We start from the raw sequence: 22,808 nt of genomic DNA, 5'->3' as shown, positions 1-22,808 counted from the left end.
CCTTGCGGCAACCCGAGAGCGGTCGTACCTAAATTCCAGTGAAGGCTTCGTGGTCAATTCCCATCGTGAATGAAGAACGCTCGCCGGTTCCTTACGCAGATGCCGGCGTGAAACGGCACGCCCAGGTAAGGCAGGGCGCGCGCACTGTCAGTCTTCGCGTGCGGCTGGGCGTACTGGCCGCCATCGTGATGACGTTGGTCATCGCCGAACGCACCTACAGCATCGTCCGGCTGGAGCGGGACAACGTCGCGGCGGCGGAACGGCATGTGTTCGAACTGACCGAGCGCGGGGTCGGCCACTACGAGAATGGGCTGACCGCCGTCCGCACGATGCTAGTCACTCTCGCCTCCGACACCCGCATGACGACGGAGGATGCCTTCAGCATCCCGCGCGACGCCAATGTCCCCGCTTCCACGCCCGATCCGGGCCTGACGCCAGCGGCGCCCGAGCTCTGCGACCGGCTGCACCATGTGCTGGAAGTGACGCCGGTGGCGGCGTCGCTCGCGGTCATCGCCGGCAATGGCATCGTGCGCTGTGGAACCGCGCCGAATGCCGCCGGCCTCGATGTCTCCAACCGCGACCACTTCAAGATCGCGATGCGCGGCATCCCCACGATAGAAACCGTCTCACGGTCCCTGGTGACGGGCGCACCCAGCATCTATGCCGACCATCCGCTGGTCGGCCCCAGCGGCCGCATCATCGGCGTGCTGGTGGCGCGCGTCGATATCGAGGAGCTGTTTCCGCGCGGCCTCGTCGACGAGCTCGGCCTCGGTGCGGAGATGATGATCATCGATCCGTCGGGCGCGGTCATGATCAACTACCCCGATGATCCCGCTCTGATCGGCCAGAATCTGCACCAGGAAGACTTCGTGGCCCGGGCCATGAGCCGGACCAGCGGTACGGTCACCGCCAACGGCACCGATGGCGTGCGGCGCATCTATGCCTTCAGCCGCCTGCCCGGTGGCAATATGCATCTCATCGTCGGGGTGGATGAACGCACCATCCTGGCGCCAATCGAGCGCGCCACCTTTCAGGCCGGACTGACCCTGCTTCTGGCCAGCCTCCTCATCGTCATCGGTCTCTGGATCGCCGGCGAACGGCTCATCGTCACGCCGGTGAAGACACTCGCCGACCGGCTGGTGCGTTTCGGGCGCGGCGAGGATGTCCAGTCCGACAGGTCGCCGGCCCTTGTCGTCGAAATGCAGCCGCTCGCCATCGCGTTCGAATCGATGGCGGAAGAACTCATGCGCCGCGAGTCGGCCTTGCGAAGCGCCAACAGGCGCCTCAGTTCCCTCGCCAGCCTCGATCCGCTGACCGGCATCGCCAACCGCCGCAGCTTCGACGCCGTGGCGGCGCTGCAATGGGGCACCGCCCCCCAGCTCGCCCTGGCCATCCTGGACATCGACCATTTCAAGAGGTTCAACGACCGCTACGGCCACCAGGAAGGCGACCACTGCCTCCAGAGCCTGGCGCAGGCGCTCGCCGCCACCGTGCGCGGCACCGACATCGTGGCCCGCATCGGCGGCGAGGAATTCGCGGTGCTCATGCCCGGCGCGCCGCTCGGCGCGGCGGCGGATGTCGCGGAACGGCTGCGAAAAGCCGTGGAACGGGCCGCCATTGCCCACAGCGGCGCGCCCGAGGGCATCGTCACCGTCAGCATCGGCTGCGCGTCCTGCCGACCCTCTCCCCAGCTTACCCTGTCGGACCTGTTCGTCGCCGCCGACCGGGCGCTTTATGCCGCCAAGCACGCCGGGCGAAACACGGTGCGCTGCACGGTGAACGTCCAGCCCCAGGACGAGACGACGCCCATCATCGCGGCTCCGGAAGAGATCCGAAAGCAAGGGCAAGGTTGACCGGACGCCGGACTTGGTGCCTAGTCCCGCGCCATCCCACCATGTCCTGACACTGGCTTAGACGACATCCACCCATGAGCACCGAGCGCTACAACGCCCGCGAGGCCGAGCCCCGCTGGCAAAAGATCTGGGACGAGCGCGGCATTTATCGTACCCGCAACGACGATCCCCGGCCCAAATACTACGTGCTCGAGATGTTCCCCTATCCGTCGGGACGCATCCATATCGGCCACGGTCGCAACTACGTCATGGGCGACGTGGTGGCGCGCTTCAAGCGGATGAAGGGCTTCAACGTCCTGCACCCGATGGGCTGGGACGCGTTCGGCCTGCCGGCCGAAAACGCCGCCATCGAGCGCAACACCCATCCCGGCATCTGGACCTACGAGAACATCGCCACGATGCGCGAGCAGCTCAAGCTGCTCGGCCTGTCGCTGGACTGGTCGCGCGAGATCGCCAGTTGCGATCCCTCCTATTACGGGGAGCAGCAGCGCATCTTCCTGGAGTTCCTCGCCGGCGGCTTCGCCTATCGTCGCGAGAGCGAGGTGAACTGGGACCCGGTCGACAACACCGTGCTCGCCAACGAGCAGGTGATCGACGGGCGCGGCTGGCGCTCCGGCGCGCTGGTTGAGCGGCGCAAGCTCGCGCAGTGGTTCTTCCGCATTTCCGATGCCTCCGAGGAACTGCTCGCCGGCCTCGACACGCTGGAGCGCTGGCCCGACAAGGTGCGCCTGATGCAGCGCAACTGGATCGGGCGGTCCGAGGGCCTCCATGTGCGCTTTGCGCTGGAGAACCCGCTCCCCGAACTGGGGTCGGAGATCAAGGTCTACACCACACGCCCGGACACGCTGTTCGGCGCCTCCTTCCTCGCCCTCTCGCCCGGCCACCCGCTCACCGAAGCGCTCGCGGCCAGGACTCCGGCTCTGAAGGCCTTCGTCGACGAATGCCGGCGCGGGGGCACCTCCACGGCGGAGATCGAGACCCAGGAGAAGATGGGCTACGACACCGGCCTCACGGTGCGCCATCCGCTCGGCGGGGCGCATCTGCCGGTCTATGTCGCCAATTTCGTGCTGATGGAATACGGCACCGGCGCGATCTTCGGCTGCCCGGCCCACGACCAGCGCGACCACGACTTCGCCAGCAAGTACCGCCTGCCGATCATCCCGGTCGTGCTGCCGCCGGATGTCGATCCCGCGACCTTCTCCGTCGCCGAAGCGCCCTATGAGGGCGACGGCACGCTGTATAATTCCCGCTTCCTCGATGGCCTTTCGGTGCCGGCCGCCAAGGAAGCGGTTGCGCTCCGGCTGGAGAACGAGATCCTCGGTCCGGCGCCGGTCGGGGAGCGCGCGGTGAACTACCGCCTGCGCGACTGGGGCATTTCGCGCCAGCGCTACTGGGGCTGCCCGATCCCGATCATCCATTGCGAATCCTGCGGCCCGGTGCCGGTGCCGCAGGACCAGCTGCCCGTGCGCCTGCCGGAAGACGTCACCTTCGACCAGCCGGGCAACCCGCTGGACCGTCATCCGACCTGGAAGCATGTGGACTGCCCGCGCTGCGGAAGCGCGGCGCGGCGCGAAACCGACACCATGGACACCTTCGTGGACTCGTCCTGGTACTTCGCCCGGTTCGCGTCCGAGCCCGGCACCGCGCCGCTGCAGAAGGACGCCGCTGACGCCTGGCTGCCGGTTGACCAGTACATCGGCGGTATCGAGCACGCGATCCTGCATCTGCTCTATGCGCGCTTCTTCACCCGGACGTTGAAGAAGATGGGCCGCGTCTCGGTGGCCGAGCCCTTCGCAGGCCTGTTCACGCAGGGCATGGTGGTCCACGAGACCTACAAGGATACGGCCGGCAAGTGGCTGTTCCCCGAAGAGGTCGAGAAGCGCCCCGACGGCACCGCCGTCCGGGTGGGCACCGACGAGCCGGTCACCGTCGGCGCCCCGGAGAAGATGTCGAAGTCCAAGCGGAACGTGGTGCCGCCGGAGATCGTTGCCGACACCTATGGCGTCGACTGCGCGCGCTGGTTCATGCTGGCCGACACGCCGCCCGAGCGCGACAGCGAATGGACCAGCGCCGGCATCGAGGGCGCCTGGCGCTTTGTCCAGCGCATCTGGCGCCTGGTGGGCGATGCCGCAGCCCTGGCGCCGAACGAGGTCGCCACCCCCGATCATTTCGGTAACGAATCGATCGCGCTTCGCCGCGGGGCGCACAAGCTTGCGGCCCAGGTCGAGGACGACGTCGAGCGCCTTCGCTTCAACGTCGCGGTGGCGCGGGTTCACGCCTTCGCCAACCAGTTCGGCGACGCCCTTGCCGCCGCCCGCAAGGGCGAGGTCACGCCCGATGTCGGCTTTGCCCTGCGCGAGGCGGCGGTGTTCCTGGTGTCGGCCGTCGCCCCCATGGTGCCCCATCTCGCCGAGGAGTGCTGGACAGTGCTGGGCCAGCCCGGCCTTGCCGCCGAAGCCGGCTGGCCGGCGGTCGACCCCGCGCTGCTGGCGGACGACACCGTTACGCTGCCGATTCAGATCAACGGCAAGCGGCGCGCCGATATCACCGTTCCCGCCGGGGCCAGTCCCGCCGAGGTCGAAAGTGCCGTTCTTGCGCTCGATGCCGTGGTCAAGGCACTCGACGGGCGCGCCCCGAAGCGTATCATCGTGGTGCCGCAGAGGATCGTGAATGTCGTCGTTTGAGCCGCCCCACCGGATACACCGCCAGTCCTCCCGCCGCCGCCTGCTGGGTCTGGCAGCGGTGGGACTTCTCGCGCTTTCGACCGCGGGCTGCTTTCAGCCCATGTACGCGCAGAAGAACCCTGTTTCGGGCGCCACGATGCAGGAGCAGCTGGAGAACATCCAGGTCGTGTTCGTCGGTGGCCGCCTCGGCAACGAAGTGCGCAACGATCTGATCTTCGCCTTGACCGGTGGCGCGGGAAATCCGACGGCGGCGGCGTATCGGCTGGAACTGACGGTGAACACCAGCACGACCGCGTCCATCGTCGATTCGGTCTCCGGCCTGCCCGAGGTCGAGCTTGTCTCGGTCGACGTGTCCTGGCGCCTGTTCGATGCCGCCGATCCGAAGAAGCAGCTTATCGGCGCCAGCGCCTTCGGAAAGGCCTCGATCGACAGCGGCTATCAGCGTTTCGCCCGCGAGCGCGCCATTCGCGACGCGCAGAACCGTGCCTCGCAGGTCGCGGCCGACAGCATCAAGGGCCAGCTCGCCTCCTTCTTCGCGCTCGCCCCGGAAGTTGCCGCCTCCGTCACAACTCCCGCTCCCGCCGCCCCCGCTCCCAAGAGCTGATCCGGGCATGGTTGCCGTCCGGCCGGCCGACGTCGAATCGACGCTCTCGCGAATCGATCCGCTTCGCCCGGTCGTCCTGCTGTTCGGTCCCGACACCGGGCTGGTGCGTGAGCGCGCCGCCAATTATCTCGCCCGCGCCGCAAAGGGCACCGACGATCCGTTCGGCCTTGTCCGCCTGGATGGCGACGAGATCGCCGGCGACCCCGGCCGCCTGGCCGACGAGGCCGGCACCGTCGCCCTGTTCGGCGGACGGCGCGTGGTATCGGTGCGCGCCGGCAGCCGCAACATCGTCCCCGCCGTCGAGGCGCTGCTCGCCGCCCCTGTGGAAGACGCCGTCATCGTCATTGAAGCCGGCGATCTCAAGCGCGGCGCCGGCCTGCGTGCCTTGTGCGAATCCTCCCCCCGCGCCGTGGCCATCGCCTGCTACGCCGACGGCGAGCGCGACCTCGCCCGACTGGTGGACACGATGACCACCGAGGCCGGCATCGCCATCGATCGCGACGCGCGGGCGGAACTGATGGGGCTGCTTGGCGGCGACCGTCTGGCCTCGCGCGGCGAGATTTCCAAGCTCCTGCTTTACGCCATGGGCGAGCCCCGCATCACCGCCGAACAGGTGCGCGCCATTGTCGGAGACGCGTCGAGCCTGGCCATCGACGAAGTGGCCGACGCCGCCCTCGCCGGCCAGTCGGCGGAAATGTCGGGGGCCTTTGGCAAGGCCATTCACGAGGGCATGCGCGCGGATGTGCTGCTCGGCGCGGTCTGCCGCACCGTGCAGAACCTGCACATGATGCGCATCGGCATCGAGTCCGGCGGCAGTGTCGAGCGGGCCATCGATGGCGCCCGGCCGGCCATTCATTTTCGGCGCAAGCCATTGATTGAAAAGGCGTTACGGAGCTGGACCGCCGAGCGCCTGAAAACCGCTCTGCTCACGCTCGACGACGCGCTCCTCGCCGCCCGGCGCAATGCGGCACTCGCCCCCGCCATCGCCGAGCGCGTCCTGCTCCAGATTGCCGGCCTCGCGCGCCGGGGCTGAGCGCCCTCAACCCGCGGAAAGACGCCGGCAGATCTCGTCCAGCTGGTCGAGCGAGGAATAGCGAATGCGCACCTCGCCCGCTTCGCCGTCATGGCGCAGCGAAACCTGAAGGCCAAGCTCATCCGACAGCCGGCGCTGCAGCGCGGCCGTGTCGGCATCCAGCGCCGCGACCGCCTTCGGCTTGCGCGCCGGTTTCCCGGCCGCTTCCGCCTTGGCCCCGTTCAGCTCCTGGGCCAACGCCTCGATCGCGCGGACATTCATGCCCTGCTCGACGATGACGCGGGCCAGATGCTCGGGATCGTCCTGCGTCAACAATGCCCGCGCATGGCCGGCGGAAAGACGCCCGTCGGCGAGATAGGTCTTCACCGAATCCGGCAGCTTCAGCAGCCGCATCGTGTTGGCCACATGGCTTCGGCTCTTGCCGATCACCCGCGCCAGATCGTTCTGCGAATAGCCGAACTGGTCGGACAGCGACTGATAGCCCGCCGCCTCTTCCAGCGGATTGAGGTCGGCGCGCTGGACGTTCTCGATGATCGCGATCTCGAGCGCCTCGCGGTCGTCCACCTCTACGATGACGATCGGCACCTCGTGCAACCCGGCGCGCTGCGAGGCCCGCCAGCGACGCTCGCCGGCGACGATCTCGAACGCGTCACGTTGGCCGGACACCGCGCGGACCACGATGGGCTGAATGACCCCACGCTCGCGGATCGAACCGGCGAGGTCCTCGAGATCCTCCTCCGCGAAACTGCGGCGCGGGTTGTTCGGATTGGCGCGGAGGAACGCGAGCGGCACGCGGCGCTGCCCGCCCGCCGGACGCGAGGGCGCTCCGGCGAGGTCGCTCATCTCCCCCATATCGCCGATCAGGGCCGCGAGACCGCGCCCGAGTCGCGACCGTCCGCCATCATCCGCCATGGCCATCGCCCCCTCCTCAGACCGCTGCGGCGCTGCGCAGGGTGCGCTCGCGCTGGATTATTTCGGATGCGAGACGAAGATAGGCCTGCGACCCCACGCATTTGAGATCATAGAGCAGCACGGGCTTGCCATAGGACGGCGCCTCGGACACCCGCACATTGCGCGGGATGATCGTCTCATACACTTTGTCGCCCATGAACTGGCGCACATCATCCACCACCTGCGAAGACAGGTTGTTCCGCGCGTCGAACATGGTCAGCACGATGCCGTGGATCGACAGCCCGGGATTGAGCGTGGTCCGCACCTGGTCCACCGTCTTCAGCAGCTGCGACAGCCCCTCCAGCGCGAAGAACTCGCACTGCAGCGGCACCAGGATCGCATTCGCCGCCGCCATCGCGTTGACCGTGATCAGGTTCAGCGAGGGCGGACAATCGATCAGCACATAGCTGTAGGCAAAATTGTTCTCGTCCCGAAACGAATTTTCCTCATTCAGACGCGCGATCGCGTTCCTCAACCGGAAGGCGCGATCGCGCTCGGTGGCGAGGTCGAGTTCGAGGCCGGAAAGATCCATGGTCGAGGGCACGATGTGCAGTCGAGGCACCGCCGTTTCCAGCACCGCATCACGCAGCTCGATCTCGCCCATGAGCACGTCATAGGTGGACACCCGCCGGCTGCGGCGGTCTATTCCAAGGCCGGTCGAGGCATTGCCCTGCGGGTCGAGATCGACGACCAGCACCGTCTCGCCGATCGCGGCGAGCGCGGTGCCGAGATTGATCGCCGTCGTGGTCTTGCCGACGCCACCCTTCTGGTTCGCCAGCGCAAGCACGCGCGGTTTGCGGCGCGTCATGCCATCGGTTGCGGCCGGAACGAGCGGAGCCTGGTCAGTCATGGGTCGACCCTTTTGCGTTCCCGGCGGCTTCCTTGATCGGTGCCAGCGGAACGGCGGATGTCACGATCAGGATCCGGCCGCTACGGTCTGTCAGGCTGGGCGCGATCCTTGAGGAGATTCTCCAAGATTTAGCTGACTCGGTCAATTCGTTATCAACATCTTGTCCCTTGAGAAACAGTCCGACAGCGCCTTTTGCAAGGAAGGGATGCGCCAGCTCGATCAATCGGCTCAATGGTGCAAGCGCACGGGCCGAAACGACCTCAACGCCCGGCGCCAGTTGCGCGGCGACCTGTTCGATCCGCGCCGGAACCACCGTCACCGGCAGTTCCGCCACCCGCGCCGCCTCCCGCAGAAACGCCGCCTTCCGGCTATCGCTCTCCACGAGGGTCACATCCGCGGCCGGGATCTCCGCCAGCGCCGCCGCCACCACGAGGCCCGGGAAGCCGCCCCCTGAGCCGAGATCGACCCAGCGCGTCACCTGTCCCGCCAGCGGCACCAGCTGGAGCGAGTCCGCCACATGCCGCGTCCACAGCTGCGGCAGCGTCGCCGGCGCCACCAGATTGATGGTGCGCTGCCATTTCTCCAGCAGCGCCACGATGACGTCGAGCCGCTCCGCTGTTTCACGTGAAACAGGGACGAGGTCCAACGCGCGGGCGCGCTCCGCCGAATCGATCTTGCTCATGCCCCATATTCGCCCGCGAAGGTCCTGTCGCGCTACTGCGCCTTGCGGGCATGAGCCGCCAGAAGCGCCAGCGCCGCGGGCGTCATGCCGTCGATGCGGCTGGCCTGACCAATGGTACGGGGCCGAATCGATTCCAGCTTGGCCTTGATCTCGTTGGAGATGCCGGCCAGCGAGCGGTAGTCCACCTCCGGCAATGCCGCCGCCTCATTGCGGCGGAAGGAGACGATATCGGCCTCCTGACGGTGCAGGTAGACCGCGTACTTCGCGTCGATCTCCACCTGCTCGCCGATCCGCGCTTCCTCGCCCGCGACCTCCGGCCAGATCCGGCAGATATCGCTCCAGCCGACATGAGGATAGGAGAGCAGATCGAATGCCGTGCGGCGCTGCCCGTCGCGGTTCAGCGTCAGCCCGTGACGCTCGCCCTCCCCCGGGGTCAGCGACACCGAGCCGGCCCAGTCGCGCACCCGGCTCAGCGCGGCGGTCTTTTGGGCGAAGCTCTCCCGCCGCCGGGCGCCGATCAGCCCGAGCGCCTCGCCGCGCCACGTCAGCCGCTGGTCCGCATTGTCGGCCCGCAATGACAGCCGGTACTCGGCCCGCGAGGTGAACATGCGGTAAGGCTCGCTGACCCCGCGCGTGACCAGATCGTCAAGCATCACGCCGATATAGGCTTCGGCCCGGTCGAAGGTGGTGCCCTCCAGTCCGCCCGCCCGCCGTGCCGCGTTCATCCCGGCGACGAGCCCCTGCGCGGCGGCCTCCTCATAGCCGGTGGTCCCGTTGATCTGCCCGGCCAGGAACAGCCCCCGCAGCCGGCGCAGTTCGAGCGTCGGCTCCAGCTCGCGGGGGTCGACATGGTCGTACTCGATCGCATAGCCCGGCCGCATCATCGTCACGCGCTCAAGACCGGGAATGGTGGCGAGGAGCGCGATCTGCACATCCTCGGGCAGCGAGGTCGAGATTCCATTGGGATAGACTGTCGGGTCATCCAGCCCTTCCGGCTCCAGGAAGATCTGATGACCTTCCCTTTCTCCGAAGCGAACGATCTTGTCCTCGATGGACGGGCAGTAGCGCGGCCCCACGCTCTGGATGTTTCCCGAGTACATCGCCGAGCGGCCGATATTGGCCCGGATCACCGCATGCGTCGCGGCCGTCGTGCGGGTGATGCCGCAGGCGATCTGCGCCGTGGTGATGCGCTCGGTCAGCGTTGAAAATGGTTCCGGAGGCGAATCGCCCGGCTGCATCTCAAGCGCCGCCCAGTCGATGGTGCGTCCATCGAGGCGCGGCGGCGTGCCCGTCTTGAGCCGCCCGAGGCTGAGCCCAAGCTGTGCCAAGGAGCCGGACAGCCCGCGCGCCGGCGCCTCCCCCATCCGGCCCGCCGGGATCTGACGGTCGCCAATATGGATAAGCCCGTTGAGAAACGTCCCGGTGGTGATCACCACCGCGCCGGCCAACACGCTCCGGCCGTCCGCCAGGCGAAGCCCGGTGACGCGCCCCTCGGCCACGATCAACGCATCGGCCTCGGCTTCCACGACCGATAGGTTCGGGAGCGAATCGATCTCGTTCTGCATCGCCTGCGCGTAAAGACGGCGGTCGGCCTGCGCGCGCGGCCCCCGAACAGCGGGACCCTTGCGGCGGTTGAGAACGCGAAACTGGATGCCGGCGGCGTCGGCCACCCGGCCCATCAGCCCGTCAAGGGCGTCGATCTCACGGACGAGATGTCCCTTGCCGAGGCCACCGATCGCCGGGTTGCACGACATGATGCCGATGGTGTCGTGGCGATGGGTGATCAGCGCCGTGACGGCCCCAAGGCGGGCCGCCGCTGCCGCTGCCTCCGTACCGGCATGTCCGCCGCCGATGACGACGACATCGAATTTCAGTTGGTCCGCGCTCATCATTCCGCTCTCCGCGCACGACGCCCGTTCCGCCTCGCGCTGCTCTCTTGAGCCTGCTTGCGCGGTTCCCGTCAAGGCATCGCGGGAATCGACGGCGATGCGTCCGCTGCCCCGGCGCCCCGAAAGCCTGATTCACGTGAAACATTCCGCGGCCGAATCAAGAGCGAGAGGCCATGAATGTTTCACGTGAAACGGTCGCGGTGGCCGCACCCTAAGGCTCGCCCCGTCATTTGCCGATGCAGAACTCCCGGAACACCACGTCCAGCAGATCATCGGTATCGATCGCGCCGGTGATACGCCCGAGCGAACGCCCGGCGAGACGAAGCTCCTCCGCCAGCAGCTCGTCGCTCAGTTCATCCCACAGCGCCAGGGCGACCGCCAGCCGCGCCTCTGCCTCCGCCGCATTGGTCCGGTGACGCTCGCGTATGAGGGCAGGATGCTCGGCGCCGCCCGCGCGCGCGGCAACGAAATCGCGCAGCCGGTCGGTCAACACATCGAGCCCCTCACCTCGCTTCGCCGACACCGCGAAATCCCGCCGGGCCCAGGAGGGGCGGTCGAACGCATCCACGGCCGCATCGACCTTGTTGGCGAGCAGCCAGAGTTCCGCCGACGAATCGATGTCCGGCCGCGCGGCCGGCGGGGGCGCCTCCGTGACATCGTGCACCCACAGCACAAGGTCGGCCGTCTCGATCCGCGCGCGGGCGCGGCGAATGCCCTCGGCCTCCACCGCCCCTTCCGCCTCGCGCAACCCGGCGGTGTCGATGAGGGTCGCCTTATGGCCGTCGAGATCGAGGCCGACTTCCAGAATGTCGCGGGTGGTGCCCGGCTCGTCGGAGATGATCGCGACATCGCGCGCGGCCAGCGCGTTGAGGAGCGAGGACTTGCCCGCGTTCGGGCGCCCGGCGATGGCGATCGTCGCGCCCTCCCGCACCAGCGCGCCGCGCCGATCGGCGAGCGCCGCCTGAAGCTCGGCATGCAGTGCCTCAGCTTCCGGCCGCGCGAGTGCGCGCGCCTCCGCCGGCACGTCGTCCTCCTCGGCGAAGTCGATGCCGGCCTCGATCAGCGCCATGGCCCGCACCAGCCGCTGGCGCCAACGACCGACCTGCTCGCCGAGATGACCGAAGGCATGGGCGAAGGCCAGACGACGCTGGGCCTCGGTTTCCGCCGCCAGAAGATCGGCCAGCCCTTCGGCCTCGGCGAGATCCATCCGCCCGTTGAGAAAGGCGCGCCGCGTGAACTCGCCCCTCTCCGCCGGCACGATGCCGGGCAGGGCGAGCAGCGCCTCAATGACACCGGCCACGACGGCGCGCCCGCCATGCACCTGGAACTCGGCCATGTCCTCGCCGGTCACGCTGTTCGGACCGGGCAGCCAGATCACCAGCGCACGGTCGAGCAGCACTCCGCTGACCGGGTGGCGAAGCGTCGCCAGCGTGGCCCGGCGCGGCGCCGGCAGGCGACCCGCGAGCGCCTCCACGGCCCTGCCGGCCTCGGTGCCCGAGACCCGGATCACCGCAACGGCAGCGGTGCCGGTGCCCGACGAGATCGCGGCGATGGTGTTGTCTTCGGCCATGACGTCCCTTTTTGCGTGACCCGTCACAGGCTACGCCCTATCTCGCTATCATCACGACCCGACCCCTGCCAAAGCCGGAGAGAGTCTTGCCCAATCGCCTCCAGGACGCCGCCAGCCCCTACCTGCTCCAGCACAAGGACAACCCGGTCGACTGGTGGCAGTGGCAACCCGAAGCCTTTGAGGAGGCGCGCCGCAGCGGACGCCCCATCCTGCTTTCCATCGGCTACGCCGCCTGCCACTGGTGCCATGTCATGGCCCATGAGAGCTTCGAGGACGAGGCGACGGCCGCGGTGATGAACGAGCTGTTCGTGAACATCAAGGTCGATCGCGAGGAACGGCCTGAAGTCGACCAGATCTACATGTCGGCGCTGCAGCAGCTCGGCGTCCAGGGCGGCTGGCCGATGACCATGTTCCTGGATCCCGAGGGCGCCCCCTTCTGGGGCGGCACCTACTTCCCGAGCGAGGCGCGCTACGGCCAGCCCGCCTTTACCGATGTGCTGAAGACCATGTCCGCCGCCTACCGCTCCGGCGATCCCCGCATTGCCTCCAACCGGGAAGCCCTGCTGGGGCGCCTGCGCGAAACCGCGCGGCCCCAGGGCGCGGTCACGATCGGCATCAACGAGCTCGACGACGTCGCCGGCCGCGTACTCGGCATCATGGACCCCGAGCATGGCGGGCTGCAGGGGTCGCCGAAATTCCCCAACACGCCCTTCCTCGAGCTGCTGTGGCGCGCCCATGAGCGCACCGGCCGCCAGCGCTTCCGCGACGCCGCGCTGCATGCGCTGGACGGCATGAGCGACGGCGGCATCTACGATCACATCGGAGGCGGCTATTCGCGCTACAGCGTCGACGAGCGCTGGCTGGTGCCGCACTTCGAGAAGATGCTCTACGACAATGCGCAGATCCTCGAACTGCTCGGCCTCGCCTATAGCGAGACACTCGCCGGCCTGTTCCGCGCCCGCGCCGAGGAGACCGTCGGCTGGCTGCAGCGCGAGATGCTCACCGAAAGCGGCGCCTTCGCCGCCAGCCTCGACGCCGATTCCGAGGGGCATGAGGGACGCTATTATGTCTGGACCCTGAAGCAGGTGCTCGATGCGCTGGGCGCCGAGGACGCCGAATTCTTCGCCCGTCACTACGACATCGTCCCCTTCGGCAATTGGGAAGGCGTCTCCATTCCCAATCGCCTGAAGGAGAAGGAGCGCTCACCCCATGACGAAATCCGCCTCGCCATGCTGCGCGACAAGCTGCTCGCCCTACGCGCCACGCGCGTGCCACCGGGACGCGACGACAAGATCCTGGCCGACTGGAACGGCCTGATGATCGCCGCGCTCGCCGGCGCCGCGCCGCGCTTCGGACGGCCGGAATGGATCGACCTGGCGGCCACGGCATTTCATTTCATCGCCGAATCGATGACGCGGGGCGGACGTCTCGGCCATAGCTGGCGAGCCGGCAAGCTGGTGTTCCCCGGCCTGTCGAGCGACTACGCGGCCATGATCGGCGCCGCCCTCGCCCTGCACCAGGCCACCGGCGAGGACCGCTATCTCAGCCAGGCCACCGCCTGGCAGATCGCGCTGGAGACCCATCACCGTGCGCCCGATGGCGGCTATTATCTCACCGCCGACGATGCCGAAGGTCTGATCCTGCGCCCGGAAGCGACCGCCGACGATGCCGTGACCAATCCTCACGCGCTGATCGCGAAGAACCTGGTCCAGCTCGCCACCCTCACCGGTGATGACGCCTATCGCGCGCGCGCCGATGAGCTGTTCGACGGCCTGCTGCCGCGCGCGGCGCCGCAGCTCTACAGCCATGCCGGCCTGCTCAACGCGCTCGACACCCGATTGCGCACAACCGAGATCGTGATTGTGGGCCCCGCCGAGGACGAGGCTGCCGCCGCTCTTTACGATGCCGCCCGCCGCCTGCCCCGCGCGGGGTTGATCATCCAGCGGGTCCGTGATCCCGACGCGCTCGCCGAACAGCACCCCGCCCGCCTGAAGACGCAGGCAAGCCATAGTGCGGCGGCCTTCCTCTGCGTGGGGTCCGTCTGTTCGCTACCTGTTACGGATCCGAATCAATTGGCCGCGCAGTTCGTCGAGACAGAACGCGGCGCCGACGCCGGCCCTGACGAGGGCCGGTGAGCTGATCGTCACCAGCGGGCGGATTTCACCGGTGGGAGATAGGCTGTGGGCAAGTCTGTGGATAACTTCGCCGCGCAAACGGCCCATGGCCGCCAGATGACCAGAAATGCCCACTGACGGCAAAGTCTTCCCGGCCATATGATCCATCGGATCACCCGCGACTTTGCCATCCTGAGTCAATTGTGGGGACAACCGTTTCGTGTACGAATCGATTGGACTCGCGCCGGTTTAGCGACCTAGCGACGCCAGATGTCCCGCCGCAGCTTCGGCTTCACCTGCTCGCGTCGGATGAACATCGCATTCGCGAACATCAGCGGCAGCACGAGGGTCAGCGCACTCGTGACGTCGGCCTGCATCATGTAGGACAGGCCGAGTTCCTGGCGCACCGCGGGGCCGATCACCGGATCGACCAGATCCGCGACCAGCGCCGAATCGAACAGCGCCACCGGCACCCAGAGCGCCAGTGGAAGCCACCAGCGCCGGCAGGCCATCACCCAGCTCAGCGCCGCGACCCCGATCACCAGAAGCCAAAGAACAGCCGAAGGAGGCTCACGCTCGGCCACGCCGGCAAAGGCGGGAACAGTGGGCGCCAGCCAGGCCAGCCCCACGCCTCCCACCCAGCGTGCCGTCACGAGCGCCGGTGTCACGGGCGTCATGCCAGTCTCCTCAGCGTCCCCTGGCTTCCCGATTCCCGACGTCAGGTGTTCATCGAGTCGAAGAAGTCCGAATTGGTCTTGGTCTGACGCAATTTGTCGAGCAGGAACTCGATGGCGTCAACCGTGCCCATCGGATTGAGGATGCGCCGGAGCACGTACATCTTCTTGAGCACGTCGGCCGGAACCAGCAGCTCTTCCTTACGGGTGCCCGACCGCGTGATGTCGAGCGCGGGGAAGACACGCTTGTCGGAGACCTTGCGGTCGAGGATGACCTCGGAGTTACCCGTGCCCTTGAATTCCTCGAAGATCACCTCGTCCATGCGCGAACCGGTTTCGATCAGCGCCGTGGCGATAATGGTCAGCGAGCCGCCTTCCTCGATGTTGCGCGCGGCGCCGAAGAAGCGCTTGGGGCGCTGCAGGGCGTTGGCGTCGACACCGCCGGTCAGCACCTTGCCCGAGGACGGGACAACGGTGTTGTACGCGCGCCCGAGGCGGGTGATCGAATCCAGCAGGATGACGACGTCGCGCTTGTGCTCGACAAGCCGCTTGGCCTTCTCGATCACCATCTCCGCGACCTGGACGTGACGGGCGGCGGGCTCGTCGAAGGTGGAGGAAACGACCTCGCCCTTCACCGAACGCTGCATGTCGGTCACTTCCTCGGGCCGCTCGTCGATGAGCAGCACGATGAGGTAGCACTCGGGGTGATTGGTGGTGATCGCCTGGGCGATGTTCTGCAGCAGCACCGTCTTGCCGGTTCGCGGCGGCGCCACGATCAGGCCGCGCTGCCCCTTGCCGATCGGGGCCACGATGTCGATGATCCGCGCGGAGAAATCCTTGCGCGTGGGATCCTCGATCTCGAGCTTCAGCCGTTCATCGGGATAGAGCGGGGTCAGGTTGTCGAAGTTGATCTTGTGCCGGATCTTGTCCGGGTCTTCGAAATTGATCGTATTCAGTTTGAGCAGCGCGAAGTAGCGCTCGCCGTCCTTCGGGCTTCGGATTTGGCCCTCGACGGTATCACCGGTGCGCAGGCCGAAGCGGCGGATCTGCGAGGGCGAGACATAAATGTCATCAGGCCCCGGCAAGTAATTGGCGTCCGGCGAACGCAGGAAGCCGAAGCCGTCGGAGAGAATCTCGACGACGCCTTCGCCGATAATATCGGTTTCGCGCGCAGCATACTGCTTGAGAATAGCGAACATCAGCTCCTGCTTGCGCAGTGTGCTGGCGTTTTCGACCTCGAGTTCCTCGGCGACCACAAGAAGTTCGGCCGGATTCTTGGACTTGAGGTCCTGGAGCTTCATTTCCCCCATGGGAAAGGGCCTCGGATGTTGGATTGTCCCGGCAGAGCGTTGTGAAACCCACCGGGAAGAAAAGAAGGGAAGCGCTGGTCTGCGGACTTGGCCCGGAAAACTCCGGCCTCTTGTCCGACACCCCGGTCGACATCGCGAGACGATGACGGTTTCAGCGGGACGTCAGCCAGCTTCGTGGAAGAGAGCGCACCATAGGCAAAGGCGCGATTCTCCGCAACCCTGCCTGCGTCTGCTTTCAGCCGTCAAAATGGCTTTACGATGACGAGAATGACAATGCCGATCATCAATAGCGTCGGCACTTCGTTCATTATCCGGAAAAACCGCGCCGGATGCCTGTTCCGGTCGGCGGCGAAGTCGCGGACCCAGCGCCCCTGGTATTCCTGCGCCACGGTGAGCGCGATCACCAGCGCCAGCTTGGCGTGAAACCAGCCGGACAGATACCAGCCCCCGTCCCACGCCAGATAGAGCCCGGCCAGCCAGGCCACACCCATCGCCGGGCGGGCAATGGCATTGAGCAGCCGTCGTTCCATGATCTTGAAGGTTTCGGACTGCGCCGAGCCAACCGGCGCCGCACAATGATAGACCATGAGCCGCGGCAGATAGAGCAGCGCCGCTATCCAGGAGATGATGGCGATGACGTGCAGTGCCTTGATCCAGTCATAGCCCATCGAATGCTCCCCGATTCCCGTCCGCTCAGCCGCGAACCCGCGCGATCATCCGTTCGACATGGGCGATCGGCGTTTCGGGACGGATGCCGTGGCCGAGATTGAAGATATGCGCCGCGCCACGGAAATCTTCCATCAGCGCGTCGATCGCCCGGTCGAGTTCCTCTCCCCCCGCAATCAACGTCAGCGGATCAAGATTGCCCTGCAGCGCGCATTTCGCACCCAGCGCATAACGCAGCTCGGCCCGGTCGATGGTCCAGTCGAGACCGACCCCGTTGACGCCGGTTTCCTTCACCAGTTCGGTCAGCCCCGAAACCGACGCCCCCTTCGGGAAGGCGATGATCCGCGCATCCGGTATCACTGCCCTCACCGCACTCACAATCCGCGCCATCGGCCTGATCGACCACCGTCGGAAACTCTCGGGATCGAGCACTCCGGCCCAGGAATCGAAAATCTGCACCGCGTCCGCCCCGGCCTTGAGCTGGCCGATCAGGTACTGCGCGGATGCCTCGACAAGGCGATCAATCAGCGCCTCGAAAAACACGGGATCGCGGAGCGAGGCAAGGCGGGCAGGCGCCTGGTCCGGGGTTCCCCGACCCGCAATCATGTAGGTGGCGACCGTCCAGGGTGCCCCGCAAAAGCCGAGCAGCGCTGTTTCGTGCGGCAGGTCGGCCCGGATGCGCGATACCGCTTCCAGCACGCGATCGATCTTCGAGCTATCCAGTTCCTCGCGAAGCCCCTTGAGATCGCTTGTACTGGTGACGGTGCTCAGCCGTGGCCCCTCACCCGCCTCGAAGCTCAGCGAGCAGCCCAGCGCGTGGGGCACGACCAGAATATCGGAGAACAGGATTGCCGCGTCGAAACCGAATCGACGAATCGGCTGCAAGGTCACCTCGACGGCATAGTCCGGGGTGTAGCACAGCGTGAGGAAGTCGCCCGCCTTGGCCCTCAGCTCACGGTATTCGGGAAGGTATCTGCCGGCTTGCCGCATCATCCAAAGCGGCGTGCGGTTCGGCACATGGCCGTCCAGCGCCTGAAGCACGATCGGTAGCTGAACCACTCTATCCCCCGCGCACTTCATACTTCTTTAATCATTTCTGTAAGAGAGTCGTTTGCGTTTAGGACAGGGCATTAGACGGGTTCCGGATTGACCACAACCGGTCCCCAGCGCTGTCCCCGTGACGTCCGGCGTGGAGCTTTCAAAAGCCCTGCGAATCCAGACTATTGCGCGGGCGCGACAGTTTATCCACGCTGTCCAAGACAAGGGGCTTCCAGCGCCCCACAGCGGCCACGCCTGTGGAAGGAAAAGGCCTCTATCCCCAGGCCGCGCTTGCTAACGCGTCCCGCACGTGGCTTGTTCCCGAACTATGCACAGCCCTGTGGATGAGCGCCGTGACTGACGCTGCCGTGATTCCGGAAAGCTATTTCCACCTTCATCTCGTGTCGGATTCCACCGGCGAGACGCTTCTGAGCGTCGGTCGCGCGGCGTCGGCGCAGTACAGCGTGAAGGCCATCGAGCACATCTATCCGCTGGTGCGCACCCACAAGCAGCTTGACAAGGTGATCAGCGATCTCGAGGAATTCCCCGGCATCGTTTTGTACACGCTTACCGAGCCGGAACTGCGCAACCGGCTGAAGACCTACTGCATGGAAAACGGCGTGCCGGTGCTCTCCGTGCTGGCGCCGGTAGTACGCCTGCTGCAGGCTTATCTTGGCGGTGATCCGACCCCGCGTGTGGGCGGTCAGCACCAGCTCGACGGCGATTATTTCCGCCGTATCGACGCCATGAACTACACGGTGATGCATGACGACGGCCAGCACACGGACGGCCTCGACGCCGCTGATGTGGTGCTGCTCGGCATTTCCCGTTCGTCCAAGACGCCGACGAGCATCTATCTCGCCAATCGGGGCATCAAGACCGCCAATATCCCGCTGGTGCCGAATATTCCGATCCCCGGCGGACTCGATGAGCTCAAGCGCCCACTGGTTGTGGGCCTGGTGGCAAGCCCCGAACGTGTGGTCGAGATCCGCCGCAACCGCTTGTTGGGCCTCAATGCAACCCAGCCCAACGACGCCTATATCGACCATGATTCAGTCGCCGAGGAAGTGGCGTTCTCACGCCGGCTCTGCGCGCGGCACGGCTGGCCGGTGATCGATGTGACACGTCGTTCGATCGAAGAGACGGCGGCGGCGATCATCGCGCTGTTGCAGGAGCACAGGCGCAAGCAGTCTGAGGCACCCTAGGTGTTGGATAATATTCAGGAAAACCAACTCTGGCGGGGCTCCGCGCCGCTGATGCTCGCCTCCAAAAGCGCCGCGCGCCGGACCCTTCTGGAATCCGCGCGCCTGCCGGTGGAGACCATCGCCGTTGAGGTCGACGAGCGGCGTCTTGAGGCCGAGGCCGAGGCCGTGGCGGAGGGAGCGGATCCCCCAACCGTGGCGGCCGTGCTGGCGCAGGCCAAGGCGCGGGCGGGCAGCGCGAGCTATCCGGGACGCCTCGTGCTGGGTGCCGACCAGACGCTGGCGCTGGGCGGTGAGGCGTTCCACAAGCCGGCGAGCCTGCAAGGCGCCCGGACCCAGATCGCGCGGCTGTCCGGCCGGACACATGCACTCCATTCCGCGATCGCGGTGGCGCAGGACGGGGCCATCGTCTTTGAGACTGTCGAGACCGCGCACCTGACGATGCGTCCATTGGCAGAAGAGGCCATCGACGCCTATCTCGCCGCAGCCGGCGATGCCGTGCTGTCGAGCGTGGGCGGCTATCAGCTGGAAGCCTTGGGAATTCATCTTTTCGAACGCGTCGAGGGTGATCATGCCGTGATCCTCGGCTTGCCCTTGCTGCCCCTGCTGGCCTTTCTGCGCCGGCATGGAGACCTGATATGACCCGCCGCGCCGGCATTCTCGGGCATCCCGTGGCCCATTCACGTTCGCCGTTGATCCACGGCTATTGGCTGAATTCCCACGGTATCGACGGCCGCTACGACCCGTTTGATGTGGCTCCTGCCGACATTGAGCGGTTCCTCGGCGATTTCACCGCGAGCGGGCTTATCGGCGCCAACGTCACGGTGCCGCACAAGGAGGCGGCTTTCCGGGCGGCAGTGGAGCTGGATCCGGTGGCATCCGCGCTGGGCGCCGTGAACACGCTCTGGCTCGATGACGGACGCCTGTGCGGTGCGAATACGGATGTGCATGGATTTCTGGCCAATCTCGACGCCGCGAATCCTCATTGGGCACGGGGGCTCGACGAGGCGGTCGTGTTGGGCGCGGGTGGGGCCTCACGGGCCATTGTCTTTGGTCTTATCAGCCGCGGCGTGGCCCGTATTGTCGTCGCCAACCGTACACAGGCCCGCGCCGAAGCCCTGCGCGACCAATTCGGTTCGCGTGTCGTGCCGGTCGACTGGCAGGATCTGCCGGCCCGTCTCGCCGGGTGCCGGCTTCTGGTCAACACCACCTCGCTGGGCATGAAGGGACAGCCGCCGCTGGACATCGATCTGTCCGGGCTGTCCCCGGACGCACTGGTCACGGATATTGTCTATGTCCCACTGGTGACGCCGCTTCTGGCTGCCGCACAGGCACGGGGCCTCGCGACTGTCGACGGGCTCGGCATGCTGTTGCACCAGGCGGTGCCGGGTTTCGCGCGCTGGTTCGGCGTGCGTCCCCAGGTGAGCGAGGAACTGCGCGCTCTCGTCTTGGCGGACCTTGCCGCCAAGGGACAGCTCACATGAGCACTGCCCGCCCGTTCCGGCTTGGATTGACCGGTTCGATCGGAATGGGAAAGTCCACGACAGCCTCGATCTTCCGTGAATTCGGGGTACCGGTCCATGACGCCGACGCGGCCGTTCACGCGATCTATGGGGCCGAAGGGGTTGACCCGGTGGAAGCGGTTTTCCCCGGCGTCGCCGTCGGCGGGCGGATCGACCGCGCCCTGCTCGGCGCCCGGGTGCTGCATGACAAGGCGGCGATGGAAAAACTCGAAATCATCGTGCATCCCCTGGTTCATGCACGCGAAGCGGCGTTCATCGAAGCGGCAGCGGAGGCCAGCGAGCCTCTGGTGGTTCTGGATATCCCACTTCTGTTCGAAACCGGCGCCGATGGTCGTGTCGATGCGACGCTCGTGGTGACGGCGCCGGAAACCGTGCAGCGCGCCCGCGTTCTCGCGCGGCCGGACATGACCGAAGCCAAGTTCAAGGCCATTCTGTCACGTCAGATGCCCGATGGTGAGAAGCGCCGGCGCGCGGACTATCTCATCGACACCGGACATGGCTTGCAGCACGCCCGCCAGCAGGTGGCGACGCTGATCAGTGAGCTGCGCGCAACGGAAGGACGGGGGACAGGCCATGCGTGAGATCGTGCTTGATACGGAAACCACGGGCCTCGACCCTTTGCGAGGCGATCGGCTGGTCGAGATCGGTTGCGTCGAGATCTACAATCGCATTCCCACTGGCCAGACCTATCACGTCTACCTCAATCCCGAGCGGGACATGCCGGCCGAAGCCTTCGCGGTGCACGGCCTGTCGAGCGAATTCCTGGCCGACAAGCCGTTGTTTCCGGCGGTGGCGGACGCGTTTCTCGCCTTCATCGCCGACGATCCTCTGATCATTCACAACGCGGCGTTTGATATCGGCTTCCTCAATGCCGAACTGGCACGGATCGGCCGGCCCGCTCTCACTTTCGACCGCGTGGTCGACACGCTCAGTCTCGCGCGCCGGCGTCATCCGGGCGGCTCAAACCGCCTTGACGACCTGATGTCGCGCTATGGAATCGACGGCTCGCGTCGCACCAAGCACGGCGCGCTGCTGGATTCCGAACTGCTCGCGGAAGTCTATGCGGAACTGTGCGGCGGCAAGCAGACCGCCTTGAGCCTTGCGGTCGAGGAGGCCCGGGTCACGGTGATGGAAGGGGGCGTGGCGGTGCCGCAGCAGCGGCCTCGGCCATTGGCGCCTCGATTCCATGCCGAAGAGGTTGCCGCGCATGAGGCGTTTGTGGCGACCCTGGGCGAGGGCGCGATCTGGAACGATTACGCCTCAAAAAAATAGGCTCCCCCGGAGGGGAGCCTTTACATCATGCAGCCTTCGTCCGGCCGACGTCGCTCAGGAAGCCAGAACGTTGCTCGGCTGGGTCTTGGCCATGCGGTCGCGATAAAGCGTCACAAAATCCACCGGATCGATCATCAGCGGCGGGAAACCGCCATTGCGCACCGTATCGGCGACGATCTGTCGCGCGAAGGGGAACAGCATGCGCGGGCACTCGATCATGATGAAGGGGTGGATCGTTTCCTGCGCGACGTTCTGCGCGCGGAAGATGCCGGCATAGGCGAGTTCAACGGCAAACAGCGTCTTGCCGCCGCGCTCGGCCTTGGCTTCGATCTTCAGCTCGACCTCGTAATCGCCATCGCGGATCGGCCGGGCATTCACGCCGATCTGGATGCCGATCTGCGGCTGTCCGGCGGGTGCGAGCGATTCGGGCGCGCCCGGGTTCTCGAAGGAAAGGTCCTTCGTATACTGGGTCAGCACCTGAAGAGTGGGCATCGACGGGGCATTGTTATCGGTTTCGGCCATCAGGAATCTCCGTGGTCCCCGCCGGTCGGAAAACGCTGGCCGGGGTGTGTGCCGCTGGGTCGGCCAAGCCGCCACAATCGGACTTCAAAAGGGCGCGTGTCGCTAACACGGTTGTCGTCCGGCCTCAAGGCGCGGCTCGGAACCGGTAACCGTGCCACCCGATGCCTGAGGTCAATCGTGGCGAGCTGTGGCGATGGATGGCCGCCTGGTTCAGTCTTGCGTAAGGTTATGCTGACCCGGTGATCCGTGGGAAGTGATGACGCTGCGGTATAGTGCGGGCTGGCCAAATCGCTCAGACGGCGTAAATAGGCTTTAACAGGCGAGGATCGGTTGTCCGCAGTGGAAGTGTCGGAAGGACGCACCACATTAGG

The 22,808-nt window shown here is 66.4% G+C and carries 20 protein-coding genes; 10 read left to right on the top strand and 10 right to left on the bottom strand.

What is annotated here, in order from left to right; genetic code table 11:
- Positions 1-107: 107 nt before the first annotated feature.
- The 4 genes from G3A50_RS10190 (at position 108) to holA (ending at position 6,174) form a co-directional block, all read left to right on the top strand.
- Positions 108-1,853 (top strand): sensor domain-containing diguanylate cyclase, encoded by a 1,746-nt coding sequence (locus tag G3A50_RS10190; protein ID WP_163075187.1) that lies wholly within the window; start codon positions 108-110, stop codon positions 1,851-1,853.
- Positions 1,854-1,927: 74 nt separating this feature from the next.
- Positions 1,928-4,537 (top strand): leucine--tRNA ligase, encoded by a 2,610-nt coding sequence (leuS, locus tag G3A50_RS10185; RefSeq protein WP_163075186.1) that lies wholly within the window; start codon positions 1,928-1,930, stop codon positions 4,535-4,537.
- A complete protein-coding gene (gene lptE / locus G3A50_RS10180) occupies positions 4,524-5,141 on the top strand; it encodes an LPS assembly lipoprotein LptE (protein ID WP_163075185.1) in 618 nt (205 codons plus the stop codon). The genes leuS and lptE overlap by 14 nt, the downstream gene beginning before the upstream one ends.
- 7 nt (positions 5,142-5,148) lie before the next feature.
- Complete coding sequence (holA, locus tag G3A50_RS10175; RefSeq protein WP_163075184.1) at positions 5,149-6,174, top strand: DNA polymerase III subunit delta; 1,026 nt, start codon at positions 5,149-5,151, stop codon at positions 6,172-6,174.
- 6 nt (positions 6,175-6,180) lie between these two features.
- On the opposite strand, the gene G3A50_RS10170 is transcribed toward holA, so the two are convergent.
- The 5 genes from G3A50_RS10170 to mnmE form a co-directional block, all read right to left on the bottom strand.
- Complete coding sequence (locus G3A50_RS10170; RefSeq protein WP_163075183.1) at positions 6,181-7,092, bottom strand: ParB/RepB/Spo0J family partition protein; 912 nt, start codon at positions 7,090-7,092, stop codon at positions 6,181-6,183.
- A gap of 10 nt (positions 7,093-7,102) precedes the next feature.
- Complete coding sequence (locus tag G3A50_RS10165; RefSeq protein WP_163075182.1) at positions 7,103-7,975, bottom strand: ParA family protein; 873 nt, start codon at positions 7,973-7,975, stop codon at positions 7,103-7,105.
- On the bottom strand, positions 7,968-8,657 hold the full coding sequence (gene rsmG / locus G3A50_RS10160) for a 16S rRNA (guanine(527)-N(7))-methyltransferase RsmG (RefSeq protein ID WP_163075181.1): 690 nt from the start codon (positions 8,655-8,657) through the stop codon (positions 7,968-7,970). The genes G3A50_RS10165 and rsmG overlap by 8 nt, the downstream gene beginning before the upstream one ends.
- 32 nt (positions 8,658-8,689) lie before the next feature.
- The gene (gene mnmG / locus G3A50_RS10155) at positions 8,690-10,546 is read right to left on the bottom strand and encodes a tRNA uridine-5-carboxymethylaminomethyl(34) synthesis enzyme MnmG (protein ID WP_163077509.1); all 1,857 of its coding nucleotides are present in this window, start codon (positions 10,544-10,546) and stop codon (positions 8,690-8,692) included.
- Between the two features lie 226 nt (positions 10,547-10,772).
- Positions 10,773-12,116: a tRNA uridine-5-carboxymethylaminomethyl(34) synthesis GTPase MnmE gene (mnmE, locus tag G3A50_RS10150; RefSeq protein ID WP_163075180.1), complete on the bottom strand. Its 1,344-nt coding sequence runs from the start codon at positions 12,114-12,116 to the stop codon at positions 10,773-10,775.
- Between the two features lie 86 nt (positions 12,117-12,202).
- Here mnmE and G3A50_RS10145 point away from each other — a divergent pair, with 86 nt between their 5' ends.
- On the top strand, positions 12,203-14,251 hold the full coding sequence (locus G3A50_RS10145) for a thioredoxin domain-containing protein (RefSeq protein ID WP_163075179.1): 2,049 nt from the start codon (positions 12,203-12,205) through the stop codon (positions 14,249-14,251).
- A 236-nt stretch (positions 14,252-14,487) separates the two neighbouring features.
- On the opposite strand, the gene G3A50_RS10140 is transcribed toward G3A50_RS10145, so the two are convergent.
- The 4 genes from G3A50_RS10140 to hemE form a co-directional block, all read right to left on the bottom strand.
- Positions 14,488-14,907, bottom strand: coding sequence for a hypothetical protein (locus G3A50_RS10140; RefSeq protein ID WP_246252323.1), 420 nt, complete (start codon positions 14,905-14,907; stop codon positions 14,488-14,490).
- Positions 14,908-14,948: 41 nt separating this feature from the next.
- Positions 14,949-16,214, bottom strand: a complete 1,266-nt coding sequence (gene rho, locus G3A50_RS10135) for a transcription termination factor Rho (protein ID WP_163075178.1) — start codon at positions 16,212-16,214, stop codon at positions 14,949-14,951.
- A gap of 242 nt (positions 16,215-16,456) precedes the next feature.
- A complete protein-coding gene (gene hemJ / locus G3A50_RS10130) occupies positions 16,457-16,882 on the bottom strand; it encodes a protoporphyrinogen oxidase HemJ (RefSeq protein ID WP_163075177.1) in 426 nt (141 codons plus the stop codon).
- A gap of 25 nt (positions 16,883-16,907) precedes the next feature.
- Positions 16,908-17,960 (bottom strand): uroporphyrinogen decarboxylase, encoded by a 1,053-nt coding sequence (gene hemE / locus G3A50_RS10125; protein WP_163075176.1) that lies wholly within the window; start codon positions 17,958-17,960, stop codon positions 16,908-16,910.
- 302 nt (positions 17,961-18,262) lie between these two features.
- Here hemE and G3A50_RS10120 point away from each other — a divergent pair, with 302 nt between their 5' ends.
- Genes G3A50_RS10120 through dnaQ form a run of 5 tightly spaced genes read left to right on the top strand, consistent with a single transcriptional unit; the run spans position 18,263 to position 21,915 of the window.
- Complete coding sequence (locus tag G3A50_RS10120; protein ID WP_163075175.1) at positions 18,263-19,123, top strand: pyruvate, water dikinase regulatory protein; 861 nt, start codon at positions 18,263-18,265, stop codon at positions 19,121-19,123.
- 51 nt (positions 19,124-19,174) lie between these two features.
- Positions 19,175-19,762, top strand: a complete 588-nt coding sequence (locus tag G3A50_RS10115; RefSeq protein WP_163077505.1) for a Maf family protein — start codon at positions 19,175-19,177, stop codon at positions 19,760-19,762.
- The gene (locus G3A50_RS10110; RefSeq protein WP_163075174.1) at positions 19,759-20,604 is read left to right on the top strand and encodes a shikimate dehydrogenase; all 846 of its coding nucleotides are present in this window, start codon (positions 19,759-19,761) and stop codon (positions 20,602-20,604) included. Before G3A50_RS10115 ends, G3A50_RS10110 begins: the two co-directional genes overlap by 4 nt.
- Positions 20,601-21,224 (top strand): dephospho-CoA kinase, encoded by a 624-nt coding sequence (gene coaE, locus G3A50_RS10105; protein ID WP_163075173.1) that lies wholly within the window; start codon positions 20,601-20,603, stop codon positions 21,222-21,224. Before G3A50_RS10110 ends, coaE begins: the two co-directional genes overlap by 4 nt.
- The gene (gene dnaQ, locus G3A50_RS10100) at positions 21,217-21,915 is read left to right on the top strand and encodes a DNA polymerase III subunit epsilon (RefSeq protein ID WP_163075172.1); all 699 of its coding nucleotides are present in this window, start codon (positions 21,217-21,219) and stop codon (positions 21,913-21,915) included. Before coaE ends, dnaQ begins: the two co-directional genes overlap by 8 nt.
- Positions 21,916-21,969: 54 nt before the next feature.
- On the opposite strand, the gene secB is transcribed toward dnaQ, so the two are convergent.
- On the bottom strand, positions 21,970-22,437 hold the full coding sequence (gene secB, locus G3A50_RS10095) for a protein-export chaperone SecB (RefSeq protein WP_163075171.1): 468 nt from the start codon (positions 22,435-22,437) through the stop codon (positions 21,970-21,972).
- Positions 22,438-22,808: the final 371 nt, after the last annotated feature.

Source organism: Ancylobacter pratisalsi, assembly GCF_010669125.1.
Taxonomy (GTDB): domain Bacteria; phylum Pseudomonadota; class Alphaproteobacteria; order Rhizobiales; family Xanthobacteraceae; genus Ancylobacter; species Ancylobacter pratisalsi.
Note: the sequence above shows the minus strand (reverse complement) of the source record. Positions and strands in the feature narration are given on the sequence as shown.